Origin of the sequence: Flaviflexus ciconiae, assembly GCF_003971195.1 — a bacterium.
GTDB lineage: Bacteria > Actinomycetota > Actinomycetes > Actinomycetales > Actinomycetaceae > Flaviflexus > Flaviflexus ciconiae.
This window is the reverse complement of record NZ_CP034593.1, coordinates 1,950,039-1,976,751: the sequence shown is the minus strand read 5'-3', so window position 1 is coordinate 1,976,751 and position 26,713 is coordinate 1,950,039. Positions and strand designations below refer to the sequence as shown.

The window sequence follows — 26,713 nt, the reverse complement described above, 5'->3', positions numbered from 1 at the left end:
ATGACAACATCACCACTTCTCAAACTGGGCACGTTCCTGCGCAGGGGTGAAGCGTCCGAGGACCTCCGACAGATGTTCCTCGCTTCTCCCCGCGCCGGCGAAGCCTTCTACCGTGACCGGTGGAGCCACGACAAGGTTGTGCGCTCCACCCACGGCGTTAACTGCACCGGCTCCTGCTCTTGGAAGGTGTACGTCAAGGACGGCATCATCACCTGGGAGGAGCAGCAGACCGACTATCCGTCAATCGGCTCCGACATCCCCGAGTATGAGCCAAGAGGATGCCCTCGCGGTGCGGCGTTCTCCTGGTACACGTATTCACCCACCCGTGTCCGCTACCCCTATGTGCGGGCACAGCTCATCAACCTGTGGCGTGAAGCCCGCGCGAACTATGACGACCCCGTCGATGCCTGGGAGTCAATCGTTGAGGACCCGATTAAAGCCCAGTCATATAAGGAGCAGCGCGGCCGCGGCGGCCTTGTGCGTTGCTCGTGGAGTGAAGTTAACGAACTTGTTGCCGCCGCCCACGTCTACACGGTGAAACGCTACGGCCCTGACCGTACGGCAGGCTTCACCGTTATCCCCGCCATGTCCCAGGTCTCCTACGGCGCAGGTACCCGCTTCTATTCGATGATTGGTGGCACGATCCTGTCGTTCTACGACTGGTATGCCGACCTTCCCATGGCCTCCCCGCAGGTCTTTGGTGACCAGACGGACGTTCCCGAATCTGCCGACTGGTACAACTCCTCGTATTTGATGATGTGGGGATCAAATCCGCCCGTCACCCGTACCCCCGATGCTCACTTCATGACCGAGGTGCGCTACAAGGGCACGAAGGTTGTCTCGGTGTCCCCGGACTTCTCGGATGCAACAAAGTTTGCTGACGAGTGGCTCCGCGTCCACCCCGGCACCGACGGTGCTCTGGGAATGGCCATGGGCCACGTGATTCTCCGTGATTTCCACGTGAAGAAAAAGACCCCGTACTTCATGGAGTACATGAAGAAGTTCACCGACTCCGCGTTCCTCATCCAGTTGAAGGAAAAGGACGGTGCCTACGTTCCGGATAAGTTCCTGACCGCCGCCGACATTCAGAACGCGGGTACCCACATTGAGGCGGGCGACCAGCCGGCCTTCAAGACCGTCATGATCGAACCAGATGGTCAGCCTTTCGTTCCGAACGGCTCCCTGGGTGACCGGTTCTCCGAGTCCGGCATGGGCAAATGGAACCTCGACCTTGAAGGCAGGGACCCGGTCCTGTCCGCAGAAGACCTGCCCGGTCACGGCACGGCAGAAGTGCTTCTCACCCGCTTCGACACCGAAGTCTCCGCCAATGCCTCCGAGGATGAAAAGCACCTGGGTTCTGCCGAGGTGTTTAGCCGCGGGGTCCCCACCTACCAGCTGGCAGGAAAGACCGTCACCTCCGTCTATGACCTCCTGCTCGCCCAGTACGGCGTGGGAAGGGATGGCCTGCCGGGTGACTGGCCGAAGGCCGCTGACGATCCCGAGGCTGTTGGTACGCCCGCATGGGCGGAGACCATCACCGGGGTCCACGTGGAAGCAATCGAACGTGTTGCCCGAGAGTTTGCTCAGAATGCCGAGGATTCGAAGGGCCGCTCCATGATCATCATGGGTGCGGGCACCAACCACTACTTCCATTCCGACACGATCTACCGGACGATGCTGGCTCTTACCATGATGTGCGGATGTCAGGGTGTGAACGGCGGGGATGGGCGCACTATGTGGGCCAGGAAAAGGTCCGTCCCATCACCGGCTTCGCCCAATACGCGTTTGCTCTGGACTGGCAGCGCCCCACGCGTCAGATGATCACTACCGCCTACTGGTACCTGGCAACAGACCAGTGGCGCTATGACGGCCTGCCCGTCGAAGCCCTTGCCAGCCCGCTCGCGGGCGACACCATGAAGGGCAAAACCACGGCCGATACTCTCGTGGAAGCGTCAAAGCGGGGCTGGATGCCGTCCTACCCGACGTTCGACAAGAACCCGCTCGACATTGCCGATGGGGCAGAACAGGCCGGCATGGACGTGCCCGCCTACGTTGTTGACCAGCTGAAGAAGGGCGATCTCAACTGGGCTTGCACGGACCCGGACAATCCCGAGAATTTCCCCGCGTCGTTTTCAACTGGCGCACCAACGTCCTCGGATCCTCCGCGAAGGGAGCCGAATACTTCTACAAGCACCTGTTGGGATGTGGACACTCGGTCCGCGGCGCAGAAAACGAGGAGGGGCGCCGCCCCACGTCTATGGTGTGGCGCGAAGAAGCCGCACAGGGCAAGGTCGATTTGTTCATGACAGCGGACTTCCGTATGACGTCAACAACCCTGCATTCCGACGTCGTCCTTCCCGCCGCCACCTGGTACGAGAAGTACGACATCTCGACCACGGACATGCACCCGTTCGTCAACTCCTTCAACGCGGCTATTGACCCGCCGTGGCAGGCACGTACGGACTTCCAGATCTTCCAGCAGCTCGCCAAAGACTTCTCCGCCATGGCAGAAAACCACCTCGGCGTGCGCAAGGACGTCGTGGCAGCGCCGCTTACTCACGACACCCCGGACGCGATGGCTATGCCGGGCGGAAATGTAAAGCCGCTGGAGCAAACCGACATGATCCCCGGCGTGACAATGCCGAAGCTCATCACGATCGAACGTGACTACACGAAGGTCTCCGAGAAATGGAACGCGATCGGCCCGCTGTCCGAGAAGCTCGGCATGGTGACAAAAGGCGTGACCTACCATCCCGACAAAGAAATCGAGATGCTTCGCGGACGCAACGGAATCACCCGCCGCGGCGTCGCCAAGGGTCAGCCGCTTATCGATGCGGACCGCAAGGCGGCCGACATGATCCTCACTCTCGCCGGAGCTACCAACGGGCGCCTCGCCCTGCAGGGATTCAGGCAACAGGAGAAGCGGGTCGGTAAGGAAATGGCGTCCCTTGCCGAGGAGAACGAGTCAACACTCGTGACTTTTGCTCAAACCCGTGAGGGCCCCACCCCGGTGGTGACAACACCGGAATGGTCCGGTTCGGAGACGGGCGGACGCCGCTACTCCGCATTCGTTATCAACGTGGAACACGAAAAGCCCTGGCATACCCTGACGGGCCGCCAACACTTTTTCCTCGACCACGACTGGATGAGGGACCTGGGGGAGAACATGCCGGTGTACAAGCCGCCGCTCGACCTGCACCGGCTGTACGGCGATGCTCAGGTTGGTGAGCAGACCACCGGATACTCGGGTGACCAGCAGGTTGCCGAGGTCGCGGTCCGCTACCTGACACCCCACAACAAGTGGTCGATCCACTCCGAATACCAGGACAACCTCTACATGCTGTCCCTCGGACGCGGCGGCCCGGCGATGTGGATGAGCGTGGAGGACGCCGCGAAGATCGGGGTGAAGGACAACGAATGGGTGGAGGCATACAACCGTAACGGCGTTGTCGTGGCCCGCGCCGTTGTCTCCCACCGTATGCCAGAAGGCACCGTCTACCTACACCATGCAACGGAACGCACAGTGGATGTTCCCAAGGCTGAGCTCACCGGCCGCCGCGGTGGTATCCATAACGCGCTCACCCGCGTGCTCATGAAGCCCACCCACCTTATTGGTGGCTACGCCCAGCACGCGTACGCCTTTAACTACGTCGGACCAACCGGAAACCAGCGAGATGAGGTGACGGTCATTCGCCGTCGCTCTCAGGATGTGGAGTACTAGAAATGAGAATCATGGCCCAAATGTCGATGGTGATGAACCTCGACAAATGCATCGGTTGTCACACGTGCTCCGTCACCTGTAAGCAGGTGTGGACGAACCGTGAAGGCATGGAATACGTGTGGTTCAACAACGTTGAGACCCGTCCCGGTCTTGGCTACCCCAAGTCCTACGAAGACCAGGACAAGTGGAAGGGCGGTTGGGAGCTGAAAAAGAACGGCAAGCTCAAGCTCAAGGGCGGCGGGCGAGCCAAGAAGCTCCTCAACATTTTCTACAACCCCGATATGCCGGGGATCAGGGACTACTACGAGCCGTGGACGTACGAATACGACATGCTGCTCAACGCACCCGCGAATTCCCAGCACGTGCCTGTCGCGCGCCCCAAGTCTCTCCTGACCGGTGAGGACATGCAGATCCAGTGGTCTGCGAACTGGGATGACGACCTGGGAGGCTCCCACGAGATCGCGGCCAAGGACCCGATCCTGGCGAAAATGAACGACGAGGTCCAACTCGAATACGAGAAGACCTTCATGTTCTACCTGCCCAGAATCTGCGAACACTGCCTCAACCCCGCCTGCGTTGCCGCATGTCCCTCCGGTGCCATGTACAAGCGCGTCGAAGACGGCATCGTTCTCGTCGACCAGGACAAGTGCAGGGGATGGCGCATGTGCGTCTCCGGATGTCCCTACAAGAAGGTGTACTTTAACCACAAGTCCGGTAAGGCCGAGAAGTGCACGATGTGCTTCCCGCGTATCGAAGTCGGCCTACCCACTGTCTGTTCCGAAACATGCGTCGGTCGTCTCCGCTACCTCGGCATCGTCCTCTACGACGCCGACAAAGTCACCGAAGCGGCCTCCGAGCCGGACGAGCACAAGTTGCTGGATGCTCAGCGCGCCGCGTTCCTTGATCCCTTCGATCCGGAAATCATCGCCGAGGCCGAGCGTCAGGGCATGCCGTACGACTGGATCATTGCGGCCCAGAAATCACCCGTGTGGCAGCTGATCTCCCGCTACGAGGTGGCGCTCCCGCTCCACCCCGAGTACCGTACCCTTCCCATGGTGTGGTACGTCCCGCCGTTCACCCCGGTCGTCGACGAGGTTTCCAAGACCACGTCCGATCCGGAGGATTACAAGATCCTGTTCACGGCACTATCGAAGATGAGAACTCCGCTCGAATACCTGGCGGAACTCTTCACGGCCGGCGATACGAAGCCCGTCGAGAAGTCCCTCCGCAGGCTCGCCGCCATGCGCTCCTACATGCGAGACATCAACCTCGGTGCCGAAGGAAATGAGGAGATCGCCCAGGCTGTCGGCATGACAGGCGAAGACATTGAAGACATGTATCGCCTCATGGCTCTCGCCAAGTACGACGAGCGCTACGTCATCCCCACCGCCCACGCCGAAACGGCCCGTGAACTCGACCAGATTGCCCTTCAGGCGGGGTGTTCGCTCGAAGATTCGGTTGGCATGACAGGACCTGGTTTCGGTGCTGACGGCGCTGGGCTTGGCATGAACGGCGGTCAGATGATGACGGTCTCGCCGCAGCAGCGCAAGACGGACCCGACAACACCCTCCACGCCGGGAAGAACCAACCTGTTTGGCTGGTCGCCTAACCAGGGCATGGGCGGGCTGTTCCCTCCGGCAAACCCGGCAGGTGCATGATGCTACCCACCTCGTTTATCCCCACCTCGCACCTCAAAGAAACTGCCTCGGTCTCCGTGACTGTGGAACAGCGACAGCTGATCCACATGGCGGCGTCGATCCTGCTCGACTATCCAGTCCCGGAACGCTACGCCCACTTCCCTCTCATCAGGGATGAAATCTACTCGGCGAAGCTACCCACTCCGGTACTGAACCAGCTGGCACGGTTCTTAGAAGCCCCGCACGTCGCCACCCTCCAAGAGCTGGAGAAGCACTACGTGTCGATCTTCGACCTGAAGCGCCGGGCCACCATGTACCTGTCGTACTACCTGACCGGTGACACAAGGAAGCGGGGTACCGCCCTTGTGAGATTCACCGAGGCCTACCGTGCGGGCGGCTGCGAAGTCGACCGCGACGAGTTACCCGACTATCTCCCGATGGTTCTTGAGTTCTCCGCGACCGGTGACACTCAGATCGCGGGTGAGCTCCTGTCCTCCCACCGGGAAGGCATCGAACTGCTTCGCACCACGCTGGAGTCCAGCTCCAGCCCCTACGCGGGACTTGTCTCTGCCCTGTGCATGACACTGCCCGCGATCGATCAAGAAACGAAGGAGCGTTACCTCCGCCTCATCACCGACGGCCCGCCCGCGGAAATGGTGGGGGTAACCGCTCTCGGCCCACTCGAGCCATTCACGTTGGGAGAGACCCTTGGAAGCCGTTGATATTGTCCTCTGGGCCGTCATACCCTACGTGTCGATCTTCCTCTTCATTGTGGGAATGATATGGCGGTGGAGATACGACCAGTACGGGTGGACCACCCGGTCCTCCCAGTCGTATGAGTCAGTGTGGCTGAAGCTCGCCTCCCCGCTGTTCCACTTCGGCATCCTGTTCGTCGCGATCGGCCACTTCCTGGGTCTCATGATCCCGAAATCGTGGACGAGAACGCTCGGGGTGTCCGACACCGTCTACCACTGGGTGGCAACCATCCCCGGCACGATTGCTGGCTTGGCCGCGGTCGTCGGCCTTGCTCTCCTCATTATTCGCCGCCGCACCTACGGCGACGTCTTCCGGGCAACGACCGTGAACGACAAGATCATGTATATTTTCTTGGCCGTCCCGATCGTTCTTGGCCTCATCGCCACCCTGATCAACCAGGTGTTCACCGCGTCCCACGGCTACGACTACCGGGAAACTATCTCCCCGTGGCTACGGAACCTGTTTATCTTCAATCCGCAGCCCGAACTCATGGTCGATGTGCCGATATCGTTCCAGATGCACGTCATTGCGGGCTTCCTGCTGTTTGCGATATGGCCGTTCACGAGGCTCGTTCATGCCTTCTCGGCACCGATCGGATACTCAACTCGCCCCGATATCGTGTACCGCTCCCGTCAGAAAACCATTTCCACCCAGGCGCCGAAGAGGGGTTGGGAGCCCGTCGACTTCTCGGGAGGAAGGCCAAAGCGCTAACCGAACGAGAACACTTGGGGCAGTAGTCTCGTAAGGAAAATGCCAGACCGTTTGTGTGGCCAATGGTAGGGGATGTGCAGGACTCCCCTACCGTTTCCTTTGCATAGGGACCTTAACTTGGCACACTGGATGACATTGCGCTCGCGCGTATTGCAGGGCGATAAGAGAACACATTGACGGGGGAAGAGCAGTGGCGGGCAACAGGCAGGGACCGTTTGGTAATGCTGAGGACGGCGGTGGGAATGCCTGGGGTTCCGGTAGCGATGCCTGGAATCCTGGTGGCGGCAATTCTCAGTGGAACACGGGCGACAATGCTTCGTGGGAGTCCCCTGCGCAAAATTATTGGGAAAACGAACGCCAGGAGACGGCACACGAGAGCCGGCACCGCATTGTTTCCCCGACGGAACAGAACGACCCGACTTACGACCCGGAACGTCATGCGGCCGAGCAACAGTACTGGCGGAACCTGCGCAGCGGTCGGGGTGACTCCCGCCCTTACGGCCAAAAGGGTGGCTACTATTCCAACCCTCAAAGATTCGAAGATCGTTCTGGACGATGGACGATAGAGCGAGTTCTTAGGATCATCACGACACTCATCGGCATTGGGATGGTGGTCTTCTTTTTCTACAACTACATCCGTATTTCGAACATGTTTGGTGATTTCGGAATGACCTTTGGATCCGAGAGTGCGCCAACTGTGATCACCGACCTTGTCGGCGAGAGTCACGATGTGTCACTGGATGGCTACCTGACTGTTTAAAGTTCAGGGCCAGGGCTGATGTGCCCGGAGAACCTTAGACCGACCCGGGGAGCATCCCGCCCGAATTAGCCCCAGATGCTGGATGGGTCCCAGACGTCGGTAAAGGCCGCGCGGGCTAACAGCGACAGCCGGAAACAGAGAGTTTGAACGGTAGTTGCCTAAGGAAGTCCTCGAGTAGGCCTCATGCGGGGGTGGGAAGCGGTAGCTTTCCCAGCACTCACCACGTGCGCCACCGTGATCAATACACCATTAGTGGTCAGGGTGCTGAGGAAAGTAGTCTGTGCCTGTAACTCTAGTGTTGAGGGATCATGTTCAAACTTACTCAAGGTTCGCTACGTAATCGCGCGTTTGTTGCGCTCCTATCGGTCGCAATTTTCGTTATCGGGATTTTCTCGATGGGTTCGCTCCGCCAGGAGCTTATCCCGCGAGTCGAGCTTCCGGTTATCAACGTCATCTCTATTAGCCCGGGTGCGACGTCCGAGCAGATGAGAGACCGCGTCTCGGTTCCGATCGAGCAGCAGGTGATGACCATCCCGGAAGTCTCGAACACGACGACGACCTCCTCCTCATCCCTCTCCATGGTCACGATCGAGCTCGATTACGGAACTGACGTCGCACGAGCATCGAACCGCGTTGAACTGTCGATAGGTCGAGCGGATGCTAGCTTCCCCGAAAACCTTGAATATGACGTCATTTCTGGTGGCACGTCAGATATTCCACTGTCGTACGTTGGCATTACGTCCGATGGCACCCCGCTGGAAACTGCGGAGCGAATCCGTGACACGGTTATTCCTCAGCTTGAGCAGATCAGCGGCGTCTCCTCTGTCGAACTCATTGGTGCGCCAGCGCAAAATATCAATATTTCCCTGGATCAGGAGCGGGTCGCTGAGCTAGGCATTTCAGCCGATGCTGTCCAAGAGGCACTTGAAGATAACGGTCTCTCTGTTCCCGTTGGCACTCTCATCGAAAACGGTGAGGCCAAGGACGTGACCGTTGGTAAGGAAATCGCCTCGATTGAGGACCTCCGGGCGATCCCGGTCGTTGCCGGTGAAGTTGAACCGGGGGAGCCGGCCACGGTCTACCCGTTGTCCGAGATTGCCACTGTCGAATTTACCGATGGTCAATCGGATATGGTTGGCCGCCTCGACGGTGAATCGGCTATCGCCATCATTGTTTTCCCAACGGCTAACGCCAACATCGTTGATACGTCTGCCGAAGTTGATGAGACCCTCGAGGAACTGGCTCCCACGGTCGGTGGTAACACCCAGTTCACGATGCTTTTCGATCAGGCCCCCTACATCACCGGTTCCATTGAGTCACTTGCACAGGAGGGTGCGCTCGGCCTGATCTTCGCGATCCTCATCCTCCTTGTCTTCCTCCTCTCGATCCGCTCCACGCTCGTTACAGCGATTTCGATACCGCTCTCCCTGCTTGTCGGCTTTATCGGCATGATGGTGGGCGGCTACTCGCTGAATATGCTGACCCTCGCGGCCCTCACGCTGTCGATCGGTCGAGTGGTTGATGACTCGATTGTCGTTATCGAGAACATCAAACGACATCTCGACTACGGCAAACCCAAACGGGATGCGGTACTCGATGGCGCGAAGGAAGTTTCCTCCGCCATCACCGCATCAACAATTGTGTCGTTCATCGTTTTCGTCCCGGTTGCCCTCGTGCCGGGCCTGGTTGGCGAACTATTCCGCCCCTTCGCCTTCACCGTGATCATTGCGCTTGCCGCGTCCCTGATCGTGGCACTGACGATTGTTCCGGTTCTTGCCTACTGGTTCCTGAAACCCACCAAGGAAGCCCGCGTTGCCGAAAGGCAGGGCGAGCTTGAGGCATATCGCGTGGAGGCCGAAAAGAAGGAACGCCGCTACTGGCTCCGCCGCGGATATGCGCCAGTTCTAAACGGCACACAGAAGCACCCGGTCATCACCATCATTGTGGCCTTCGCAATCCTCGTTGGAACGGTTGCCCTGTTCCCCCTACTCAAGATTAATTTGCTTGGCGGAGCCAACCAGGGCTCGGTGTTTATTGCGCAGGAAACCGAGCCCGGCGCCTCCATGGATGCCATGGTTGAACAGGCCGATGCTGTTGAAGATGAGCTCATGGAAGTTGAGGGAGTCAACTCCGTTGCCGTTATCATCGGCGGCGCCCAGATGACAGGCGCAAGCGCGATTAGCTACCTCGTGGCAGTCGATGAAGAAGCCGATATTGACCAGCTCACCGAAGACCTCGTGACCGCCGGCGATTCCGTGAGCGGTGAAGGAACAACCTCGTCTGCAAATGAAGGACTGCTGGGTTCCGGCACGATCGACATCAACATCACGGCGCCCGACGCCGAATCGCTACAGGTAGCGACCGATGCTGTGCGTGACGCCGTGGCTGAAGTACCCGAAGTGACCGGAGCCGAACACAACCTCGCTGCGGAAGCGCCTGCTGTGCAGGTGACGGTCAATCGTGATGCTGCTGCCGGTGCGGGGCTGACAGAGAACGACATCGTCGGTCTCATTGCCGCACAAATGGTTGAACCCGAGATCGGTCAGATTACGATCGACAACGTCGATACGTCAATCTATCTTTCGATTGAGAACCCGGTTGAGACCGTCGAAGAACTGAGGAATCTGACCATCCTGGGTCAGCCCCTCGAAACGTTCGCGACGGTTGAGGAAGTCGGATCGATCCCCACGATCGTCACCATCAACGGACAGACAACGGCAACCGTGTCGGCGGTTCCGGTGGCCGCCGATAACCTTGGTGAGGCCACCTCCGCAGTGGACGCTGCCGTTGCGGAGGTGGAGCTGCCGGACGGCGCTGTTACCTCCACGGGTGGCGTTGCCGAACAGCTCGAGGACTCTTTCAACCAGCTTGGACTGGCTCTTGCCGCCGCGGTCCTGCTGATTTACGTGGTGCTCGTGTGGATCTTCCGTTCGCTAATCCAGCCTGCACTCCTGCTGGTCGCGATCCCGTTCGCCGCGATCGGTTCGTTCCTGGCGCTGCTACTGACGGATACTCCGCTCGACATCTCCGCGATGATCGGCCTGCTCATGCTCACCGGCATTGTTGTCACCAACGCGGTGGTGCTCGTGGACCTCATGAACCAGTACCGTGATCAGGGCAAGAAACTCAACGAAGCAGTCCACGAAGGTGCGATGCGACGCGTCCGACCGGTCGTCATGACGTCGCTAGCAACGATTGCGGCCATGATCCCCATGGCACTCGGTATCTCGTCTGCCACCGGGTTCATCTCCACCCCGCTTGCGATCACCGTTATCGGCGGCCTACTCACGTCAACGCTGCTTACTCTTATCCTGCTCCCCGTGCTCTACCGCCTTGTCGAGGGCGCGAAGGAACGCCGAGCAGTACGTAAGAAGGAGAAGGCATATGCTGAGGTTGAGGCTGCGATGGCCAAAGTGGACGACGATCCGGTTGCCGTCACAGGGGTAACAGGGGACACCGCACCAGATGAATTGAATGAATCTCGGGACTCTGGTGAGTAGTCTGAAGTCCGAGGTTCGTCTGATACCAAATGACAATTGGAGCAAGTCACCTCGCTAACTGAGTCGGCGATGTGAGGAACCAGCGCAGTGCCCCGGTTATAAGGTCCTTTTAAGGCAAGAACTGGGTGCTGTCGGTGATCTCTTGTAGCCAGTGGAAGTCGTGGTTCAAAAGGGGTCCCCTTCAGCTCGCTAATACCCCGGCGGTATTTATGACGGAGGGCTCTGCTTCGAGTTAGGGTTGTGCCGTGACTTCACTTGAACCCGATATGGCAAAGAAGATGGCAGATGTTGCACGCAGTCGTGCAGCCGCGTGGGCCATCATGGCGCAGATAATTCAGGAGCCCACCGAAGAGTTTGTGAAGGAGTTGCGGACCGGGGTTGTGCGGCAGGCCCTCGAGCAACACACGGCGTGGGTTGGAGAAGACAACCCTATGACGATCCACTTGCAAAGCCTTCGCGCCTTCGAAGGACGATCTGGACGAATCAGTCTAGGCCAGGACATGGCCGTCCTCCTCGAGGACTGGAACCGCCTTGAAAACCGGGACGTTCGTCCCGCATTGGAAAACTGGGCGAGTTCCACGACGGTGCTCTGTGAGGCGGAGGCGGAGGGCTGGGCAAAGGGAGAAATTGACTCTGCGAAGCAGGCACGATTTGCTCAGTTTGAGGACATGTCAGAGCATCTGCAGAATGCAGTCAACTGGGCAGCAGGGCTTCATGACGGTACAAAAGTGCTGGTCAGGAGAATGCTTGCCAGGATTTATGGAGCTCATCTTTCTATTGAAAGTGGTCGTGACCTGCTCCCCTCGATCATGGCGTAGCCGACGGGTTTCGCAAGTGTGGTTTAGTCAGAACCATTCAAAAACTGTCCTATTTAACCGAAATTTTGCCATTTTTCTACAAAAATACCCTTTGCGGTATTTGCGTGCGATTTGGCTTTCTTAAATCGATTTCGCTTTTTTCCGAACCTAGCATGTGGGTGACCTGATGTTTACGGGCGTATGTTGGCAATGGAAGGAAGCGTATGTCGGAGGCAACGAAGTCGACGACTGAGGAGTATCAGCCTCAGTGGGCGATGGTTATTGACCTACAGAAATGCGTTGGATGCGACTCGTGTACGGTCGCATGCAAGGTGGAGAACCGGACACCACCTGGCGTTAGCTACAACGTTGTTGTTGAAGAAGAGATCGGGGTTTTCCCGAATGTGCGCCGGGTAAATATTCCCCGGCCGTGCATGCAGTGTGACAACCCACCCTGCGTGACTGTGTGTCCGGTGAATGCCACCTACAAGGGCGATGATGGGATTGTGGCGATCGATGCTGAGCGATGCATTGGTTGCCGCTACTGCATCACTGCATGCCCGTATGGTGCTCGCTCGTTCGACTTTGGTGAGACTTATGCAGATGAGATGCAGGGGGCGAATGAAGTCCAGGCGCCGGAGTGGGGTATGTTGGCGGAGACTCGTGGTGGCGTGTGGGATACGCCGATTGGCACGGTCCGTAAGTGTACGTTCTGCCAGCACCGACTGGGACGTGGCGAGGAGCCAGCCTGCTGTGAGACCTGCATTGGTGATGCTCGCTATTTTGGTGATCTGAACGATCCCGAGTCCAAAGTTTCCCAGCTGGTGGCTGATTCGCGTGCCTTCCGCCTCAAAGAAGAGGTTGGCACCGAGCCCGCGTCTACTACCTCCGTTAAAGGTGCGTCATGTCAACGACTGAAATTCGCCGCGAAGATGCGGTGCCCGCCACGACAGGGTGGCGGAGATTTACAAACGAGGGGAATGGTCGTCAACCATTCCTCACACCTAAGGTCCGCAAGTACTGGTACGGCTTTCTTGTTGTTTGCCTAGCGCTTGGTGCTTGGGGCATGTGGGAGCGCCTGTCGGGCGGCCTAGCGATGACGGACCTGACGAGCCAGATGCCGTGGGGCTCCTGGATCGCGTTCTATATTTTCTTTGTCGGCCTGTCTGCAGGTGCATTCCTGCTGTCGTCTCTCGTATACGTGTTCGGCATGTACCAGTTCGAGAGAATCGGTAGGTCAGCTTTGCTGTCGGCCGTTGTGTCGATGTTTGTGGCCCTGCTGTTCGTGGGCCTGGATCTGGGCAGGCTTGATCGAGCTGTCTCAGCTCTTGTCCATTTCCACTGGACCTCGCCTTTGTCGTGGGAAGTTCGTTTCTACGTCATGTACATCATTCTTCTCATCGCTGAGCTCACGATTGCCCTGCGTCTTCACAGGGGAGTTGTGCGGAGCGCGAAGAAGGCACACAAGTGGCTAAGAATCCTCGGAACGATCGGTGTTCCCCTAGCCATCATCGGTGTCCATGGCGGCACGGGCACAATCTTCGCTGTCGTGAAGGCTCGCGGTATGTGGTTCGGTGGCCTGTTCCCTGTCATTTTTGTTGTGTCAGCGATGGTGTCGGGAACAGCGTTGCTGATGGCGATCCACTACTGGCAGGCACGCGGAGCAATGAAGGAGCCCAACCACAAGCTCCTTCACGGACTCTCGAAGGTTCTGCTCGCAACGGTTCTTATCGACCTGATGCTGACCTTCTACGAGTTCATTGTTCCCCTGCTCGCCTTCCACACCGGGGATCAAGAGATCATATCGATACAGGCGACAGGGCCATACGCCTGGTCGTTCTGGGGACTGCAGCTAGGGCTGGGCATGATCATCCCGTCGATTATCTTGCTGTCTCCCCTGGGTAAGAAGAGTGGCTGGATCATTGCCGCAGCCATGATGGTGGTGGTCGGTATCCTCGGGGTCCGCTTCAACATCGTTGTTCCGCCGCTTATTCCGCCCGTTATTGACGGTTACCCCGCGAACGATTACTTCCCCACACTCCTTGAATGGTTAGTTGTCCTATTCTGCGTGGCCGGTGGTGCGCTACTGTACAGCCTTATTTCAGAGTGGCAGCCCATCCACGAGCCAGATCCAGCCGAGCTTGAAGAGAAAGAGGTTGCTTGATGACAACCAACGTTGAGAAGCCCCGTGGTGACGAGGAGCAGGGCACGTCGCGCCGCAACTTTATTCTCGGCGGCACAGCCGCCGTTGCGGGCACTGCCGCAGTCGGATTCATGTTCAAGGACGGGTTTGAGGATCCGTTCTTGGAACCCACGCAGCACGGCCGTGGTGACCTCACGGATGCTTACACGGAGCGGGATGTTATCCACTCCATGTGCATGCAGTGCAACACGTTCTGCACGATCAAAGTGCGACTCACGGACGGTGGTGACACCGGTGCTACGGCACTGGTCCGTAAGATTGCTGGCAACCCCTACTCGCCGCTAACTACGCAACCTGTCGGTCCGATTCCGTACGACACGAGCCTGGGTGATGCAGTGAAGGGCATCGGCACCATGTCGCGTGATTCACGGTCTCGTTCCGGTGGTATTGCCTGCCTCAAGGGCCAGGCTGGCCCCCAGGTTGTCCACGATTCGAAGCGCATCACTCAGCCGCTTCGCCGAGTTGGTGAACGTGGTTCCGGTGAATGGGAGACCATCACCTGGGAAGAGGCGCTGAGGGGCATCATGGATGGTGACGACAAGCTCGGCACCCCCGGTATTAACAACTGGTACGCCTACGTTCCTGAAGGGCCGGTCATGGAGGACTGGCAGAAGGTTAAGGACGGCGACATGTCGCAGTCCGACTTTGAAGCCACCTGGGGCGATAAGCTCATGGATCCAAAGCGACCGGAGCTCGGTCCTCGCGCCAACGGTCTTGCCGTCATGGGTGGCGACCGTGCATCACTGATTCAGGACCGTTGGACCAAGCAGTCGTTCGGTTCAGTAAACGCCTTCAACCACGGTGGTACATGTGGCGTGACCGGTGTTGTCGCGAATGCTCGTTCGCACCCGAAGAACGGGTTCAAGCGCATGTATGCCGATATCGACTACTGCCAGTACCTCATCGTGTGGGGAGCGGAGCCGGTCACGGCAAATAAGGGACCGACCTTCCTCGCTCCCCGCATCGGACGTGCCCGTGCTAATGGCATGAAGATGGTTGTTATCGACCCACGCATGTCCAAGACCGGTGAGAAAGCGGACGTGTGGATGCCGGTGAAACCCGGCCACGACGCCGAACTGGCTTGGGCGATGATTCGCTGGATTGTCGACAACAAACGCTACGACGAGAATTTCCTGCGGGCCACCGGCCCTAACTCCGCTGCTACGGCAGGCGAACCCAACTGGTCGGACGGTAGCCACCTCATCAAGATTGACGATGAGAAACGTGCTCCGCTGACCCTGCGGGACCTCGGTCTGGAAGAAGGTGTGGAGCCCGACGAGAACGGTGAGATGCCAGACTCGGAACGGGCCTGCTTCGTGAACGGCGAGATTGTTGGCGTCGACACGAACGAAGAACCTGGAGACCTTGATGTTGATATCACCGAGGTGGATGGTCCCGACGGTCCCATCCGCGTGCGGTCCGTATTCAACATGCTGAAAGAACGTGCCCTTGAAAAAGACATTGATGAGCTTGCTGAGGCTTGTGGGATTCCTGTCGAGCAGATCATTTCCGTTGCCCGGGACTTCACGTCCTTCGGCAAGCGTGCCGCCGTCACCTCATATCGTGGTGCGGCGATGCATGCCAACGGCTTCGATGCGATCCGTTCTATCGGGTACCTGAACTTCCTCGTCGGTAACCACGACTGGAAGGGCGGTCACATCACGGGCCAAAAACAGTACGACAGGTACGCGGGACATTACGACCTGACTTCAGTCCCTGAACCGCGTGCCTCCTGGGGTGTGCCGGTTACACGGGAGAAGTCCAAGTACGAGAACTCTTCGTTCTTTGAAGAAGATGGTTACCCGGCGAAACGACGTTGGTACCAGTACCCAGGTAACCTCTGCCACGAGGTCATTCCCTCAGCGGCTGCCGGATATCCTTACCATCTGGATGCTCTGTTCATCTACAGACATTCACCGGTGAACTCCTCACCCGAAGGGCACAGGCTCGCAGAAAGCTTGAAGAACACGGAAGCCATCAAGTTCATTGTCTCGTTCGATATCACGATGGGAGACACCTCTGCCTACGCGGACTATGTCTTGCCAGACCAGACCTACCTGGAACGGTTCACGAACGAGTCAATCTACCCAGCACAGCAGTACGCTGTCGCACAGCTTGGCCAGCCCACCACTCGTGCCTTCGAAGGCCCCCGCCCCGTGGAAGAAACGTTCCGCGAGATCGGTGCCCAGATGGGACTGCCAGGTGTGGGAGAGAATGCCTTCGGCGAAAATGCTCACTGGCACACGTACGAGGACTACTGGCTGAAAGTCGCCGCCAACGTGGCCTACGCCGATGACCCGGTCCCGGATGCTGATGCGGAAGAACAGTCCGTCTTCCTTGACACGAGGAACACGTATCTGAAGGACGCGTTCAATGAAGAGCAGTGGCGTGCAGCCGTTAAGGACGAAGAATGGGCGAAGGTTGTCTACGTCCTCAACCGCGGTGGCCGTTTTGAAGAACACGGTGAAGAACACTCAAACGGTTACGAAGGTGAATGGCTCAAGTACCGTTACAACGGGCTTACCCAGTTCTACGATCCGAACGTTGCCGGCGGTAAGAACCCGATGACGGGCGAATACTTTGACGGAATGGCCGACGTGCGGGAAGCCCTCCGAAGCGATGGATCTAGCTTCAAGGAAGACGGATTTCCACTCCAGTTCATCAACTGGAAGGCACGCCACCAGGGCACTCACAGGACCGTCAACTCGGCCTGGCTCCGTGAAGTACGGCCCTCGAACTTCGTCACTATCAACCCGGTTGATGCTCGCGTTCGCGGTATCGAAACTGGAGATGACGTGAAGGTCAAGTCCTCCACGTATGAAGCAACCGGTGTGGCGCTGCTGACGGAAACGATCCGTCCCGGAGTGATTGGAGCAGACGCCGCGTTCGGGCACGAGCACTACGGCGCTTCAACCTTCACGATTGATGGTGTTGCGGTCGAACCGCCAGCCCGCTACGGCCACGAGGAATCGGCTCGGAAGATCACACCCATGCATGAGGAAACCGGCTACGCCGGTCCCCGTGGCGGCGGTGTTCCGGTCAACAGCCTCTTGGCTGATGACACTGTCACGGGTGGAGGCGGTGTCTCCGATCCGATCGGAGGCGGAGCTTCCCAGCTAGATACGTGGGTTGAGGTAGCTAAAGCATGAGAATGCTCCTGGGGGCGGTGCGGGCGATAGCGTCGTCCCGCCCCCAGGCGACCCTCACTGACGGAAAGTGCACTCGATATTTCGCATCTGACTGCACGATCTGTGTAGATGCGTGCCCCGTAACCGCCATCGATACGACTGATCTGTCGATCACCATTGGCGATAGCTGTCACGGTTGCGGAATATGTGCGGCAGCATGCCCGGTTGATGCCATCTGTGGGGTCGGCTATTCCACGGTTTCAGTGTCGACAGTGCTTGAGGAAGAGTCGCGCTTGCAGTGCGACCTGGCACAGAGGATCGACCGATCATCAACCGACGCCAGTGTCCCCTGCCTCGGTGCAGTAGACCCAGAGATTGTTGCTTCTCGCGCTATGAAACAGGATGTTGTCCTAACGAGCGGTCCGTGTGAGCAGTGTCCGATCGGCTCGGCACAAACCGTCACTGGGGCGGTGGATCGTGCCCAGAGAATCGTAAGCAAGAGCGGTGGGGCCGGCACCATTACGCACCGCTATGCCGAACCTGCCCAAGGGAAATCAGTGCGCCGCAGGCCATCAGCCGGCGTGAGTCGCCGCGGAGTGTTTGAGGCTGGCACCTACGCGGGTCCAGCAAAGGACCCGCGGCAGCTACTTCTTGAATCAACGGCGTTACCGGCCTTGCCGCAAGCGAAAGCGGCAGTGGGCTGTACGGGATGCAACGCATGCGTTGTCGTGTGTCCGGTGGATGCTTTAGAGGTGAGAAGTCGGGACCTTGTCTTTAAGCCAGCTTCCTGTCTTGCGTGCGCCGAATGCGTGCGGGTCTGCCCCGAAGGAATTCTCAGCCTCGACGACGTAGGGATCGGAAGGTTCCCCACCGTGATAGCTCAAGCACCTCTTGCAAAATGCGAAAGATGTGAGGCAACCCTCGGACCGGGGGAGACCGGTCAATGTCACCGTTGTAAGACCCGTGCAGAACTTACCGTTGATATTTGGCATCAGCTCGGTATCGAACCCTAGGTGCAGGTAGGTCGCGGGGTCGTTGAGAGATCTACCAAGACGATAGTAGGCCTGACTTGTGGAACAGGGGCCCTGCCTTCCGGCAGGGCCCCATTGCGAATTGCTAGGTGTGGCTGTGACCTAGGGCCGGTAGACGCCGAGGGTGTCGGTGCCGTTGTTGTCCCAGTCGCCGACGACGACCAGGTCGTTTGCCCTGCCGTAGTTCATGACGATGTCAGCATTGCCGCCGGTTGTCGTGTTCTTCAGGTAGTAGGTGAAGCCCCGGCGTACCCCAAGGGTTTCTTCACCGTTCCCGTTCCAGTCTCCCACGATCACTGTGTCGGTTTCCCGGCCGTACATGTATTCGTGTTCGGCGTTGCCTCCAGCGAAGTCATTGGACTGGTAGATGGTTTTGCCCCGGCGCACAGCCGGGGTGTCGATGCCGTCGCCGTTCCAGTCGCCGATAAGAACCGTGTCGTTCTCGCGGCCGTAATGGAACACGATGTCCGCGTAGGAGGCTCCGGGAATGTTGGTCAGATACCAGGTGTTACCCCGGCGAACAGCTGGGGTGTCGATGCCGTCGCCGTTCCAGTCGCCAACAAACACTTCATCGCCAATCCTGCCGTACTTGTAGTGAATATCAGCGGGGCCGGTCGTGTGATCCGTTTTCAGGAAGAGATCTTGGCCGTGCCGGACACCAACGGATTCTCTTGTGCCGACGTCCCACACACCCGATATTGGGTTGCCCGTGGGGGCGTCGGTGATGAGAACACCCAGGCGAGCATTCGATGTCGTCCAGTCATTGGCGAGATAGAAGTCGCACTCATTGGTGGCAATGCAGTCATCGGAGGTGGGGTTACCGAACCAGTCGACGTAGTTACGCCAAAAGTTCCGGTTGCCGTAGGACGAGCAATCGTCGCCCGTGCCGTACAGGTTATCGAGGGCAGCTTCGTTCGGCTGATACGGGGTGTACGTGTACAGCAGGGTTGTTGCCATGTTCTCGATGTAGACCTTACCCGTTCCACATGTCCTGTCCGGGTGGTAGAGGATGTCCCAAGTTTGGCCGGGACGATAGTTCTTGTAAATGTCGGGGCGATCCCGGTAGGCGTTGTAACGCTCGCCGGCTCCGCGCACCTGCTTGTAGAACCCGCCGTGCTCCGGGTCGCAGATTGGCTGACCATCCGGACCGTCCGGGCATGAGAGCCCGGTGGCTCGTTCGTAACGCTGTGCGTTCAGGAGACTGCCGGAGGCGGTGACAAGTCCCTGTTCCTTTTGGAGGAGAACAATGAAGACCTGTGGGTTGATCCCACATTCCACCGCCACGTCGTAAACGACCTTCGAGGCCAGTTCGCCGTCCTTACCGACGTGTGCCGTGCATCCGCTTCTCGCGGGAGTGTTGGGGGTGTCCTCCCGGTAGTCCTGGAGGCAGGGAGTGCCATCGGGCCCGGGTACGCACCTCGGGTTGATGTCTTCGAAGAAATCTTGAACTTCGGCGGAATTCATCGAATCCCAATCGTAAAACTCGGCATCGGAAATGATGTAGCCCGGGTCGAAGTTGTCAGCATTCGCTCCCTGCGCGTGCGGCGCAGGGAAGAGAACAAAGGGCAAAAGAAGCCCCAGAATTGATGCGAAAGCGAGTCGTGTGGCCATGACCGTCACCTTCCGTACACGGGTTTAGCTACGCAAGGCCCGGTGAACTTCACTGCTCCCCGCGCTCGAGCGTGAGGTCAAAGCCCGGCTCATGCCGTGTACGAATCCTATGCCTTTACCGGGTCTAGGGGTAGGCGTGAAGGTAAATAGAGGTTAAATTGTGAGACTTCAAAGAGCGGAAGGACTCCTTTTTGCTTAGCATGTAGTGCATGCGCGGGATGTCGCGCTTTTGGTGGTGTCCGCGCGAGGAGGCGTTTCATGGGTGAGGTAAGGGTTAGCTCTGAAGAGCTGAAACGCGTAGCCGACGAGGCCGAAGACATCCAGGAAACCGCCGAAACCATTGAGATTTCCAGTAGTACGGGCGGCGTTGGGGATGCCATGCCGGGAGCTACTGCTGTCGGGGATGTGGCAAGTGCAGGCACCTTTATCGATAGCGTCGCCCAGTCCCTGGCCGATGCTTTTGGGAGCTTTACCAGTGCGGTACGGTCCGCTGACGAGGACTACAATGCAACCGATCAGACAGCATCGCTGAACTTTGAAGACGTGGCGAGCGAGTTGGAGGACTACTAGATGGCAGGATGGTCTGACATTAAACGATGGAAGGCGTCGAACCTCGATGGCTTCATCGACGCCATCATCTCCCGCAAACGAGAAGCGGCCAGCGTTGCTGATGACACGGTAGCCATCACCATCGAAACCTGGGAAGGAGAAGGTGCAGAGGCCGCGCAGAGTACTCTCACGTCCCTGATCGAGCGCGGCGAGAAACTGCAGGACAATATTCAATACCTCCTTACCGCAGCCAGCACCGCACAGGATGGGATCGGGGATGTCGAAACCCTCGTCCTGGAAGCGCAATCTCGGGCCGATCACTACGGCTTCGTCATTGCCGAAGACGGTAGCCAGGTCACGGATCCCGAATTGGATTCCTGGTGGGAACGCTTCACGTCGAACATGGCGGCGGGGCAATCGCATGCCTATGCGGCAGAACTAGCCGAACGAAAAGGTGCCCTTAAAGACACCGCCGAGGCCGTATCAAACGCACTATCTCGAGCTACCGAAGTTGACCAGGCGTTCTGCGATGCGCTTGGGAGAATCAGTGATGATCAGGTGACCGCCGGCATGGCTGCCGGTTCGGGGCTGATCCCTGGCCTGCCAGAGAGCCCGTCAACCGAAGAAGCGGCGATCTGGTGGGACTCGCTGTCCAAGGATGAGCAGGATTACTACATCGAGACCTATCCCGAGCTTATAGGCGGCATGGATGGCGTTGACGGTTGGGCGAGACATGAGGCCAATGAGGCAAGGTTGACGGAAGACCTGGAGGAGGCCCTGGAAGCACAAGCCGGCGGTGATGACTCGCCGGAACTCCAAGCCCAGATTGATGAGATGGAAGCACTGCTTGGTTCGCTCAAGCCTGCCGATGGTGAGGTGCGGCAGCTACTGCTTTACGAGCCCTCGACCGGTGAGGACGGGAACTACCATATGCAGGCGGCCGTGGCCGTTGGTGACGTAGACGAGGCCGACCACATCACCACCTTCGTGCCTGGCATGACCACTACCGTGCACGACAGCGTTGGTAACTACACCGCGGATCTGCACAACCTCAACCGAGTAGCTCAGGGCAAACTCGACGCGATGGGAGGCGGCGAAACAGTCGCCAGCATTGCCTGGCTTGGCTATGACGCCCCGGGAAGCCCCACGAACATGGTCCTTGTCGACTCCATGGAAGACGTAATGCCTGGCGATGTCCCGCTCATCATTCCCCAGGGGACCCCCGAATATCCGCAGCCGCCCCTGATCTACTCGGTGGACCCCGCAATTGTTTCGCCGGCGCGTGCGGAACAGGGCGGAGAGAATCTCACGTCCTTCATTGAAGGCATTCACGACAGCCGTACCCACGACACGACAAACCCGGCGGTAACACGGGATCCACACACTTCGGTTCTCGGGCACTCCTACGGTTCGACAACCTCGAGCTACGGTGTTGCGGATGCTCGACCGGGAACGGTTGATGACTATGCAGCGTTTGGTACCCCCGGTGTGGATGGTGGCTCGTGGAACATGAACTCTGGCAACAACTACGTCATGAACTTCGAGAATGAGGAACTTATTCGGTACCTCAACAACCCGCTCCGCTGGATCAGTGGGATTCCAGACGCTGGTGGACTTGGGGTCGACCCTTCTCAGGATCCCGGATTTACCACTTTGGACCCGGGACAAGCCGATCCCGGAACCGCACACACCCAGTATTTGGATGACAACAGCAAGTCGCAGAGTGAACTGGCTGATGTTGTCATCGGAGTAGCGGGCAATGACGACTGACACTGGTTATCATCTTAGAAGCCACTTCACAATTCACCGGGAGATATCTGCCTGATGCTTGACGGAACGGGCCTTTTCTTCGATGGCCAGAAGCCCCTCAATGAGAGGATAACGATCGACGTTGCGGATCGTGAGCTCACTGTCGCCATGGCCCGGATCCGGAACAGGATCGACACCGAAATTGGTGTGCAAAACTGGCAAAACCTCAGTGACAGAAGCTACGACAATGGCGACTATGCCCTCTGCAAGTCCGGTGGCGGCGAAGGCCGATACACCAGCCGCGACGAGGGCCTAACCTTCGATCTGGCAGACGATGACTTCCCGACAGTTCTCGACATTGTCAAAGAAGAAGTCCTGCCCCTTGGATACACCCATCTTGTTGACTCAAGTGACGACACCTGGTTCTACGTCGACCTCTTCAACCCCGAAGACGGCGGCTACGTGCACCTCACCATGGCCAAAGGCAAGGGTCTTATCATCCAGGTCAACACCGGATGTAGGCCGTGGAACCGGGACGAAGCAGATACCGGGGAGTAGAAGCAGATACTAGGGGAGTAACAGCCAGGCCGTTACTCCTAGGGGCTGCACATTTAGCGACAGCAGTTGAACGTGGCCGGTGGCCGGTACCCTGCCTCTCGCATAGTTCCCTTGGGGATTTAGTTCCGGGAACTCTTGCGCTTCCAATCCGAACGCAGGATCGCCATCAGAACATCATCGATGTACTCGCCGTCGAACCTAAAGGCCTCCCGCGAAGTCCCCTCATACAGGAAACCAGCCTTCTCGTAGGCTCTGCGCGCTCGCGGATTAAAAGCCAGCACATCCAGGCTAATCCGGTTGAGATTGGTGTTCTCAAAGGCGTAGTCAATAACCAGTGACGTGGCCTCCGAACCGAAGCCGCGGCCGCGGCCCTCCGGGCCAATCAGGATCCGGTAATTACAGGACCGGTCTGCCGGACTCCACGCATTCAGTACTGCCTCTCCAACACACTGATCGTTGGATAAATCGATAATCGCGAGATCAAGTCGGTCAGTCTGTTCTTCCCTCGTTCGATACCACTCGAGAGTTCTCTCGTCGAGTGCGGGTACCGCTTTCTTAATCTCCTCGGTGGTGTTCGCGGAACCGGTCAGCTTGATGAGTTCGGGATCGGCAAGGATTGGCCCCATGCACTCGATATCAGCCTCGGTGAAAGGGCGTAGCTGAACGAGCGAGCCAGTAATTATTGGTTTGGTTGGGAAGAGCGAATCCATAGAAACGAGCGTATCGATATGGTAGCCGGGCGGCACTGCGCACTTCTAAGTGGGAGAAATCTGGCGCGTACCGAGGTGAGGAATGCGCGGATTCTCAACATTTCACCGAACCGTTGACCGTGATGTGCACCATAACATACTGTCAGAGACGTCCCGCACATGCGTTATGTGCCGGGCCTGATGATCGGCACATCGGCGTGCTGAGAATGGAGACACCGTGAATAAGATTGAGACCGTAGCCCCGAGAGCGTAGGTATGTCGGCCGACTACCTTGCCAATATTGACAAGCTGGTTGAAAACCACATGAGTGAGGATGCGTACCAGGGCATGGTTGTGCTGGTCGCCCGACATGGAAAGGTCTGCTATTTCAAGGCCTTTGGTAAGGCCGACGATGATGTGCCGATGCAGACGGACAACATCTTCCGTCTCGCATCAATGTCCAAGGTGCCGACCGCCGTCGCGGTCATGCAGCTGTGGGATCAGGGACTGATTTCCCTTTCCGATCCGATCTCGAAATTCATCCCAGCATTTGCGGACGTCAAGGTTGCGGAGCTCAACAATTGGGGCGAGGTCAAGCTCGTCACTCCGAAGACCGACATCACCATCCACCACCTGCTGTCCATGACCGCTGGCATGACCAACTCTTGGTGGTACGACCTGTTCACGCCCCAGAACTACCGCGTTGTGCCAAAGCTCTATGCTGAGGCAGGGCTCATGGATGACCTGAATGCACCTCCCATTACCCTCGAAAGCAACATCGACATTCTGACAAAAATGCCTCTCATGTCCCACCCGGGCGAGGCATTCGACTATTCAAACAACAGCGTTGACACACTGTGTCGCATGGTTGAGATCGTGTCCGGCATGGACTTCGACACCTACCTGCGGACCAACATCTTTGAGCCGCTCGGCATGAACGAAACCTGGTTCTTCCCACCCGAGGACAAGCTGGATCGTGTTGCCGCCGTCTACTGGGCAGGTAAGGACGAAAAGCAGGTCGGAACGTCACCGCTCGGCATGGGTAATCTCGGACCTGACTACACCTTCAGTGAGCACAAGACCTACTTCAGCGGTGCCGGCGGCCTCCACGGAACAACCGAGGACTACTTTAAGTTCGCGCAGATGCTCCTCAACAAGGGTGAGCTCGATGGTGTTCGTATCGTCAGTCGCGCAGCGGTTGAGCAGATGACAAGCAACCAGATCGGTGACCTCACCAACTGGCAGCTTACTCAGAACAAGTGGGGCTACCAGGTTGACCTCCAGGAAGGCGTCAATGCTCCTCCCGGCTCCATCCACTACCTCGGTGGTAAGGGTGCCTACAGCTGGCAGGGTTTTTTCTCCACCAAGTTCGTCAACAACCCCGACAAGGACACCGTCATCCTCACGATGACCACGCCTGGCTTCGACGGCGCCCTACCCCACAACCTCCGCATCATCGCGGCAGCCAACGCGGCAGTCATCGACTAGCTCCCACTGAAGTTCACAAATGAAACTCCAACGAAATCGCCAGAGCTGAAGGAAAAGTAGCTGAACAGCCTCTTTGCTTTCGGGTACGAGTGATACCTCAACCGGCCGGTTCAAGAACGCGCGAATGTGCATTCCTGTTCCGGCCGGTTGGCGTGGAGGGGCTGAAAGTGCGGGCGGGCGGTGGTGACCGTTGGTGCGAACGACATGTTCATGCATGGGGTTGGTAGGAGAGCTGAGTGCTGGCCCGCTTGGAGTGCTGTCGGCATGCGGTTCCGCGTGATCCCTAGGTCGACTGAGGCCTAGTTGGTGGGGATGTGGGCGAGTAACTCTTTGACTCGCGATATGAGAAGCGCGGATGCTTCGGGGTCGTATGCGCCAAGCGATGAATCGGTGAAGAGATGCTGATCGCCCGGGTAAAGGAACAGTTCCGCTTCGTCCCGCTGGGAAAGCTCTTTTGCGGCAGGCAGGTCTTCGAGGAAGAACTCATCCCGGTCCATTCCGTGAATCTGAACTTGGATGCCCGTTGGCCAGCTTTCAGAAAACTCGGAGACCGGGACGCAGGAATGAAGCAGGAGAGCGCCCGCGGTGCCTTGTCGGGGCTGGGCAAGTTCCTGAGCGATCATCGCGCCAAATGTCGGCGGCAGTTGGTCCAGTGCACCTACGTTGTCCAGGTTTTCCATTAGAATCAAGCCCCTGCCTGCGAGCTTTCGCGAGCATATTTGGTTGGCTGCGACCGCTAGAGCGCACGGCTAGAGCTGAAGCTGGGTGTCTACAATCGCCTAATTTGCTTGGCCCCACGGGAATGCATTGCTGCGATGAAGTAGTGCGACCCCGAATGGCCGCACTACTGAGCTCGATGTGGAATAAGGGATTGGGAAGGATGCATGAGACAATATGAGACCGTCATTCTCCCCGCTACTTGTTGTCGTCATGCCTGTGGATTGTCATCCAGCGTGTGTTCACCGCGATTGCCAAGGCCGGGGCGTCCAGTCATTCGGTAGTGTCCGCCGCGCTCGCAGTGACCATGTCCGCCACGTTCGTGGTTCTCATGCCTGCGACCACCGTGTCTGCGACCACCATGTCTGCGGCTGTGAGGGCCGAAGTGGTGACCGGGACCGTCAGGGGCGTAGTCGGAGATCCTCTCCATCCAGGCCTCGAACTTGTCATCTCCCATGCGGGAGCGGGCGCGCTCGCTCCAGGAAGTGAAGTCGGTGTCGGAAGGGGACAGGCACTCGCCGTCGCTACTCACGGATTCGAGATGTTCGATCATCTGATCGAGGATCGTGTCGAGCTGCTCGACCTGCTCGTCAGTCAGTGTTTCGAAGGCGTTGGGCTTTTCCGGGTGGAGCTGCTGAACTGTGCGACCATCCTCGGTGAGCTTGATCAGCATGACGCGCTTGTCCTCGGGGGATTGCTCGCGAATAATAAGGCCACCCGCCTCCATCTTCACCAGGTGCTCGTTAAGGGACGCGACCCTCATGCCCAGGATATAGGCGAGATCCTTTGTGGGGATGTTGTCCTGCAGTTTAAGAGCTGCGAGGATGCGGCCCTGGCCGCGAGTCGGATCCTCTACCGGGCCGCGGGGGTGTCCCTGACCGGGGCCGCCCGGACGCGGACGGCGAGGCTTCATGAGATGGGTGGTGTAGCGGAACTTCTTATACAGTTCGTCGTGATTCATAAGAGTAGTCCTTTCAAGATCTACAGGAACCTGTCTATCAGGTGCCTGTTAGAAACATTAAAGGACTTCAACGGGAAAAGCAACAGGCGCCTGTCGAATGTTTAAAGTAATTGTGATTACTTGGTTGAATTTCGTGTGTGGTTTTCC

At 58.2% G+C, this 26,713-nt stretch carries 17 protein-coding genes and 2 pseudogenes; 15 read left to right on the top strand and 4 right to left on the bottom strand.

The features are described from left to right. From EJ997_RS08655 to EJ997_RS14095, 11 genes and pseudogenes are all read left to right on the top strand, one after another. Positions 1–3,721 (top strand): annotated as a pseudogene (locus EJ997_RS08655) (nitrate reductase subunit alpha). Positions 3,722–3,723: 2 nt separating this feature from the next. Then, a complete protein-coding gene (gene narH / locus EJ997_RS08650) occupies positions 3,724–5,379 on the top strand; it encodes a nitrate reductase subunit beta (RefSeq protein WP_126704194.1) in 1,656 nt (551 codons plus the stop codon). Then, on the top strand, positions 5,376–6,080 hold the full coding sequence (narJ, locus tag EJ997_RS08645; protein WP_126704193.1) for a nitrate reductase molybdenum cofactor assembly chaperone: 705 nt from the start codon (positions 5,376–5,378) through the stop codon (positions 6,078–6,080). Before narH ends, narJ begins: the two co-directional genes overlap by 4 nt. Continuing rightward, positions 6,067–6,825, top strand: a complete 759-nt coding sequence (gene narI, locus EJ997_RS08640) for a respiratory nitrate reductase subunit gamma (protein ID WP_126704192.1) — start codon at positions 6,067–6,069, stop codon at positions 6,823–6,825. Before narJ ends, narI begins: the two co-directional genes overlap by 14 nt. Before the next feature lie 190 nt (positions 6,826–7,015). After that, positions 7,016–7,585, top strand: a complete 570-nt coding sequence (locus EJ997_RS08635) for a hypothetical protein (RefSeq protein ID WP_126704191.1) — start codon at positions 7,016–7,018, stop codon at positions 7,583–7,585. Positions 7,586–7,893: 308 nt separating this feature from the next. Then, the gene (locus EJ997_RS08630) at positions 7,894–11,085 is read left to right on the top strand and encodes an efflux RND transporter permease subunit (RefSeq protein ID WP_126704190.1); all 3,192 of its coding nucleotides are present in this window, start codon (positions 7,894–7,896) and stop codon (positions 11,083–11,085) included. Between the two features lie 245 nt (positions 11,086–11,330). Continuing rightward, positions 11,331–11,903 (top strand): hypothetical protein, encoded by a 573-nt coding sequence (locus tag EJ997_RS08625; RefSeq protein WP_126704189.1) that lies wholly within the window; start codon positions 11,331–11,333, stop codon positions 11,901–11,903. Between the two features lie 203 nt (positions 11,904–12,106). Then, positions 12,107–12,661, top strand: a pseudogene (locus tag EJ997_RS14100) (4Fe-4S dicluster domain-containing protein); the annotation flags it as partial. A 125-nt stretch (positions 12,662–12,786) separates the two neighbouring features. Further along, on the top strand, positions 12,787–14,046 hold the full coding sequence (gene nrfD, locus EJ997_RS13540) for an NrfD/PsrC family molybdoenzyme membrane anchor subunit (protein WP_126704187.1): 1,260 nt from the start codon (positions 12,787–12,789) through the stop codon (positions 14,044–14,046). Beyond that, positions 14,046–17,234, top strand: coding sequence for a molybdopterin-dependent oxidoreductase (locus EJ997_RS08610; protein ID WP_164719908.1), 3,189 nt, complete (start codon positions 14,046–14,048; stop codon positions 17,232–17,234). Before nrfD ends, EJ997_RS08610 begins: the two co-directional genes overlap by 1 nt. Continuing rightward, positions 17,231–18,226, top strand: a complete 996-nt coding sequence (locus EJ997_RS14095; protein WP_126704186.1) for a 4Fe-4S dicluster domain-containing protein — start codon at positions 17,231–17,233, stop codon at positions 18,224–18,226. Before EJ997_RS08610 ends, EJ997_RS14095 begins: the two co-directional genes overlap by 4 nt. 120 nt (positions 18,227–18,346) lie before the next feature. Here the strand turns inward: EJ997_RS14095 and EJ997_RS08600 are convergent, their stop codons facing one another. Next, positions 18,347–19,855, bottom strand: coding sequence for a hypothetical protein (locus EJ997_RS08600; RefSeq protein WP_126704185.1), 1,509 nt, complete (start codon positions 19,853–19,855; stop codon positions 18,347–18,349). Positions 19,856–20,113: 258 nt separating this feature from the next. Between EJ997_RS08600 and EJ997_RS08595 the strand changes: the two genes are divergently transcribed. From EJ997_RS08595 to EJ997_RS08585, 3 genes are read left to right on the top strand one after another with little or no spacing between them, the layout of a single operon-like run. Continuing rightward, complete coding sequence (locus EJ997_RS08595) at positions 20,114–20,425, top strand: hypothetical protein (protein ID WP_126704184.1); 312 nt, start codon at positions 20,114–20,116, stop codon at positions 20,423–20,425. Next, positions 20,426–22,174: an alpha/beta hydrolase gene (locus EJ997_RS08590; protein ID WP_126704183.1), complete on the top strand. Its 1,749-nt coding sequence runs from the start codon at positions 20,426–20,428 to the stop codon at positions 22,172–22,174. A 54-nt stretch (positions 22,175–22,228) separates the two neighbouring features. Next, positions 22,229–22,711: an LppA family lipoprotein gene (locus EJ997_RS08585; RefSeq protein ID WP_126704182.1), complete on the top strand. Its 483-nt coding sequence runs from the start codon at positions 22,229–22,231 to the stop codon at positions 22,709–22,711. A 119-nt stretch (positions 22,712–22,830) separates the two neighbouring features. Here EJ997_RS08585 and EJ997_RS08580 read toward each other — a convergent pair whose 3' ends face one another. Continuing rightward, complete coding sequence (locus EJ997_RS08580; protein WP_126704181.1) at positions 22,831–23,421, bottom strand: GNAT family N-acetyltransferase; 591 nt, start codon at positions 23,419–23,421, stop codon at positions 22,831–22,833. Between the two features lie 255 nt (positions 23,422–23,676). Between EJ997_RS08580 and EJ997_RS08575 the strand changes: the two genes are divergently transcribed. Then, the gene (locus tag EJ997_RS08575) at positions 23,677–24,888 is read left to right on the top strand and encodes a serine hydrolase domain-containing protein (protein ID WP_126704180.1); all 1,212 of its coding nucleotides are present in this window, start codon (positions 23,677–23,679) and stop codon (positions 24,886–24,888) included. Between the two features lie 299 nt (positions 24,889–25,187). On the opposite strand, the gene EJ997_RS08570 is transcribed toward EJ997_RS08575, so the two are convergent. Both EJ997_RS08570 and EJ997_RS08565 read right to left on the bottom strand, forming a co-directional pair. Then, positions 25,188–25,511 (bottom strand): dienelactone hydrolase family protein, encoded by a 324-nt coding sequence (locus EJ997_RS08570; protein ID WP_206501626.1) that lies wholly within the window; start codon positions 25,509–25,511, stop codon positions 25,188–25,190. Between the two features lie 305 nt (positions 25,512–25,816). Next, positions 25,817–26,566, bottom strand: coding sequence for a MarR family winged helix-turn-helix transcriptional regulator (locus EJ997_RS08565; protein WP_206501625.1), 750 nt, complete (start codon positions 26,564–26,566; stop codon positions 25,817–25,819). Positions 26,567–26,713: the final 147 nt, after the last annotated feature.

Bases quoted from the DNA above. Each gene is read 5' to 3' on its own strand.
- EJ997_RS14095 (WP_126704186.1), top strand. From the start codon at position 17,231: ATGAGAATGCTCCTGGGGGCGGTGCGGGCGATAGCGTCGTCCCGCCCC.
- narH (WP_126704194.1), top strand. From the start codon at position 3,724: ATGAGAATCATGGCCCAAATGTCGATGGTGATGAACCTCGACAAATGC.
- EJ997_RS08610 (WP_164719908.1), top strand. From the start codon at position 14,046: ATGACAACCAACGTTGAGAAGCCCCGTGGTGACGAGGAGCAGGGCACG.
- EJ997_RS08580 (WP_126704181.1), bottom strand. From the start codon at position 23,421: ATGGATTCGCTCTTCCCAACCAAACCAATAATTACTGGCTCGCTCGTT.
- EJ997_RS08575 (WP_126704180.1), top strand. From the start codon at position 23,677: ATGTCGGCCGACTACCTTGCCAATATTGACAAGCTGGTTGAAAACCAC.
- narJ (WP_126704193.1), top strand. From the start codon at position 5,376: ATGATGCTACCCACCTCGTTTATCCCCACCTCGCACCTCAAAGAAACT.
- EJ997_RS08585 (WP_126704182.1), top strand. From the start codon at position 22,229: ATGCTTGACGGAACGGGCCTTTTCTTCGATGGCCAGAAGCCCCTCAAT.
- EJ997_RS08600 (WP_126704185.1), bottom strand. From the start codon at position 19,855: ATGGCCACACGACTCGCTTTCGCATCAATTCTGGGGCTTCTTTTGCCC.
- EJ997_RS08595 (WP_126704184.1), top strand. From the start codon at position 20,114: ATGGGTGAGGTAAGGGTTAGCTCTGAAGAGCTGAAACGCGTAGCCGAC.
- EJ997_RS08590 (WP_126704183.1), top strand. From the start codon at position 20,426: ATGGCAGGATGGTCTGACATTAAACGATGGAAGGCGTCGAACCTCGAT.
- EJ997_RS08630 (WP_126704190.1), top strand. From the start codon at position 7,894: ATGTTCAAACTTACTCAAGGTTCGCTACGTAATCGCGCGTTTGTTGCG.
- EJ997_RS08565 (WP_206501625.1), bottom strand. From the start codon at position 26,566: ATGAATCACGACGAACTGTATAAGAAGTTCCGCTACACCACCCATCTC.
- nrfD (WP_126704187.1), top strand. From the start codon at position 12,787: ATGTCAACGACTGAAATTCGCCGCGAAGATGCGGTGCCCGCCACGACA.
- EJ997_RS08570 (WP_206501626.1), bottom strand. From the start codon at position 25,511: ATGATCGCTCAGGAACTTGCCCAGCCCCGACAAGGCACCGCGGGCGCT.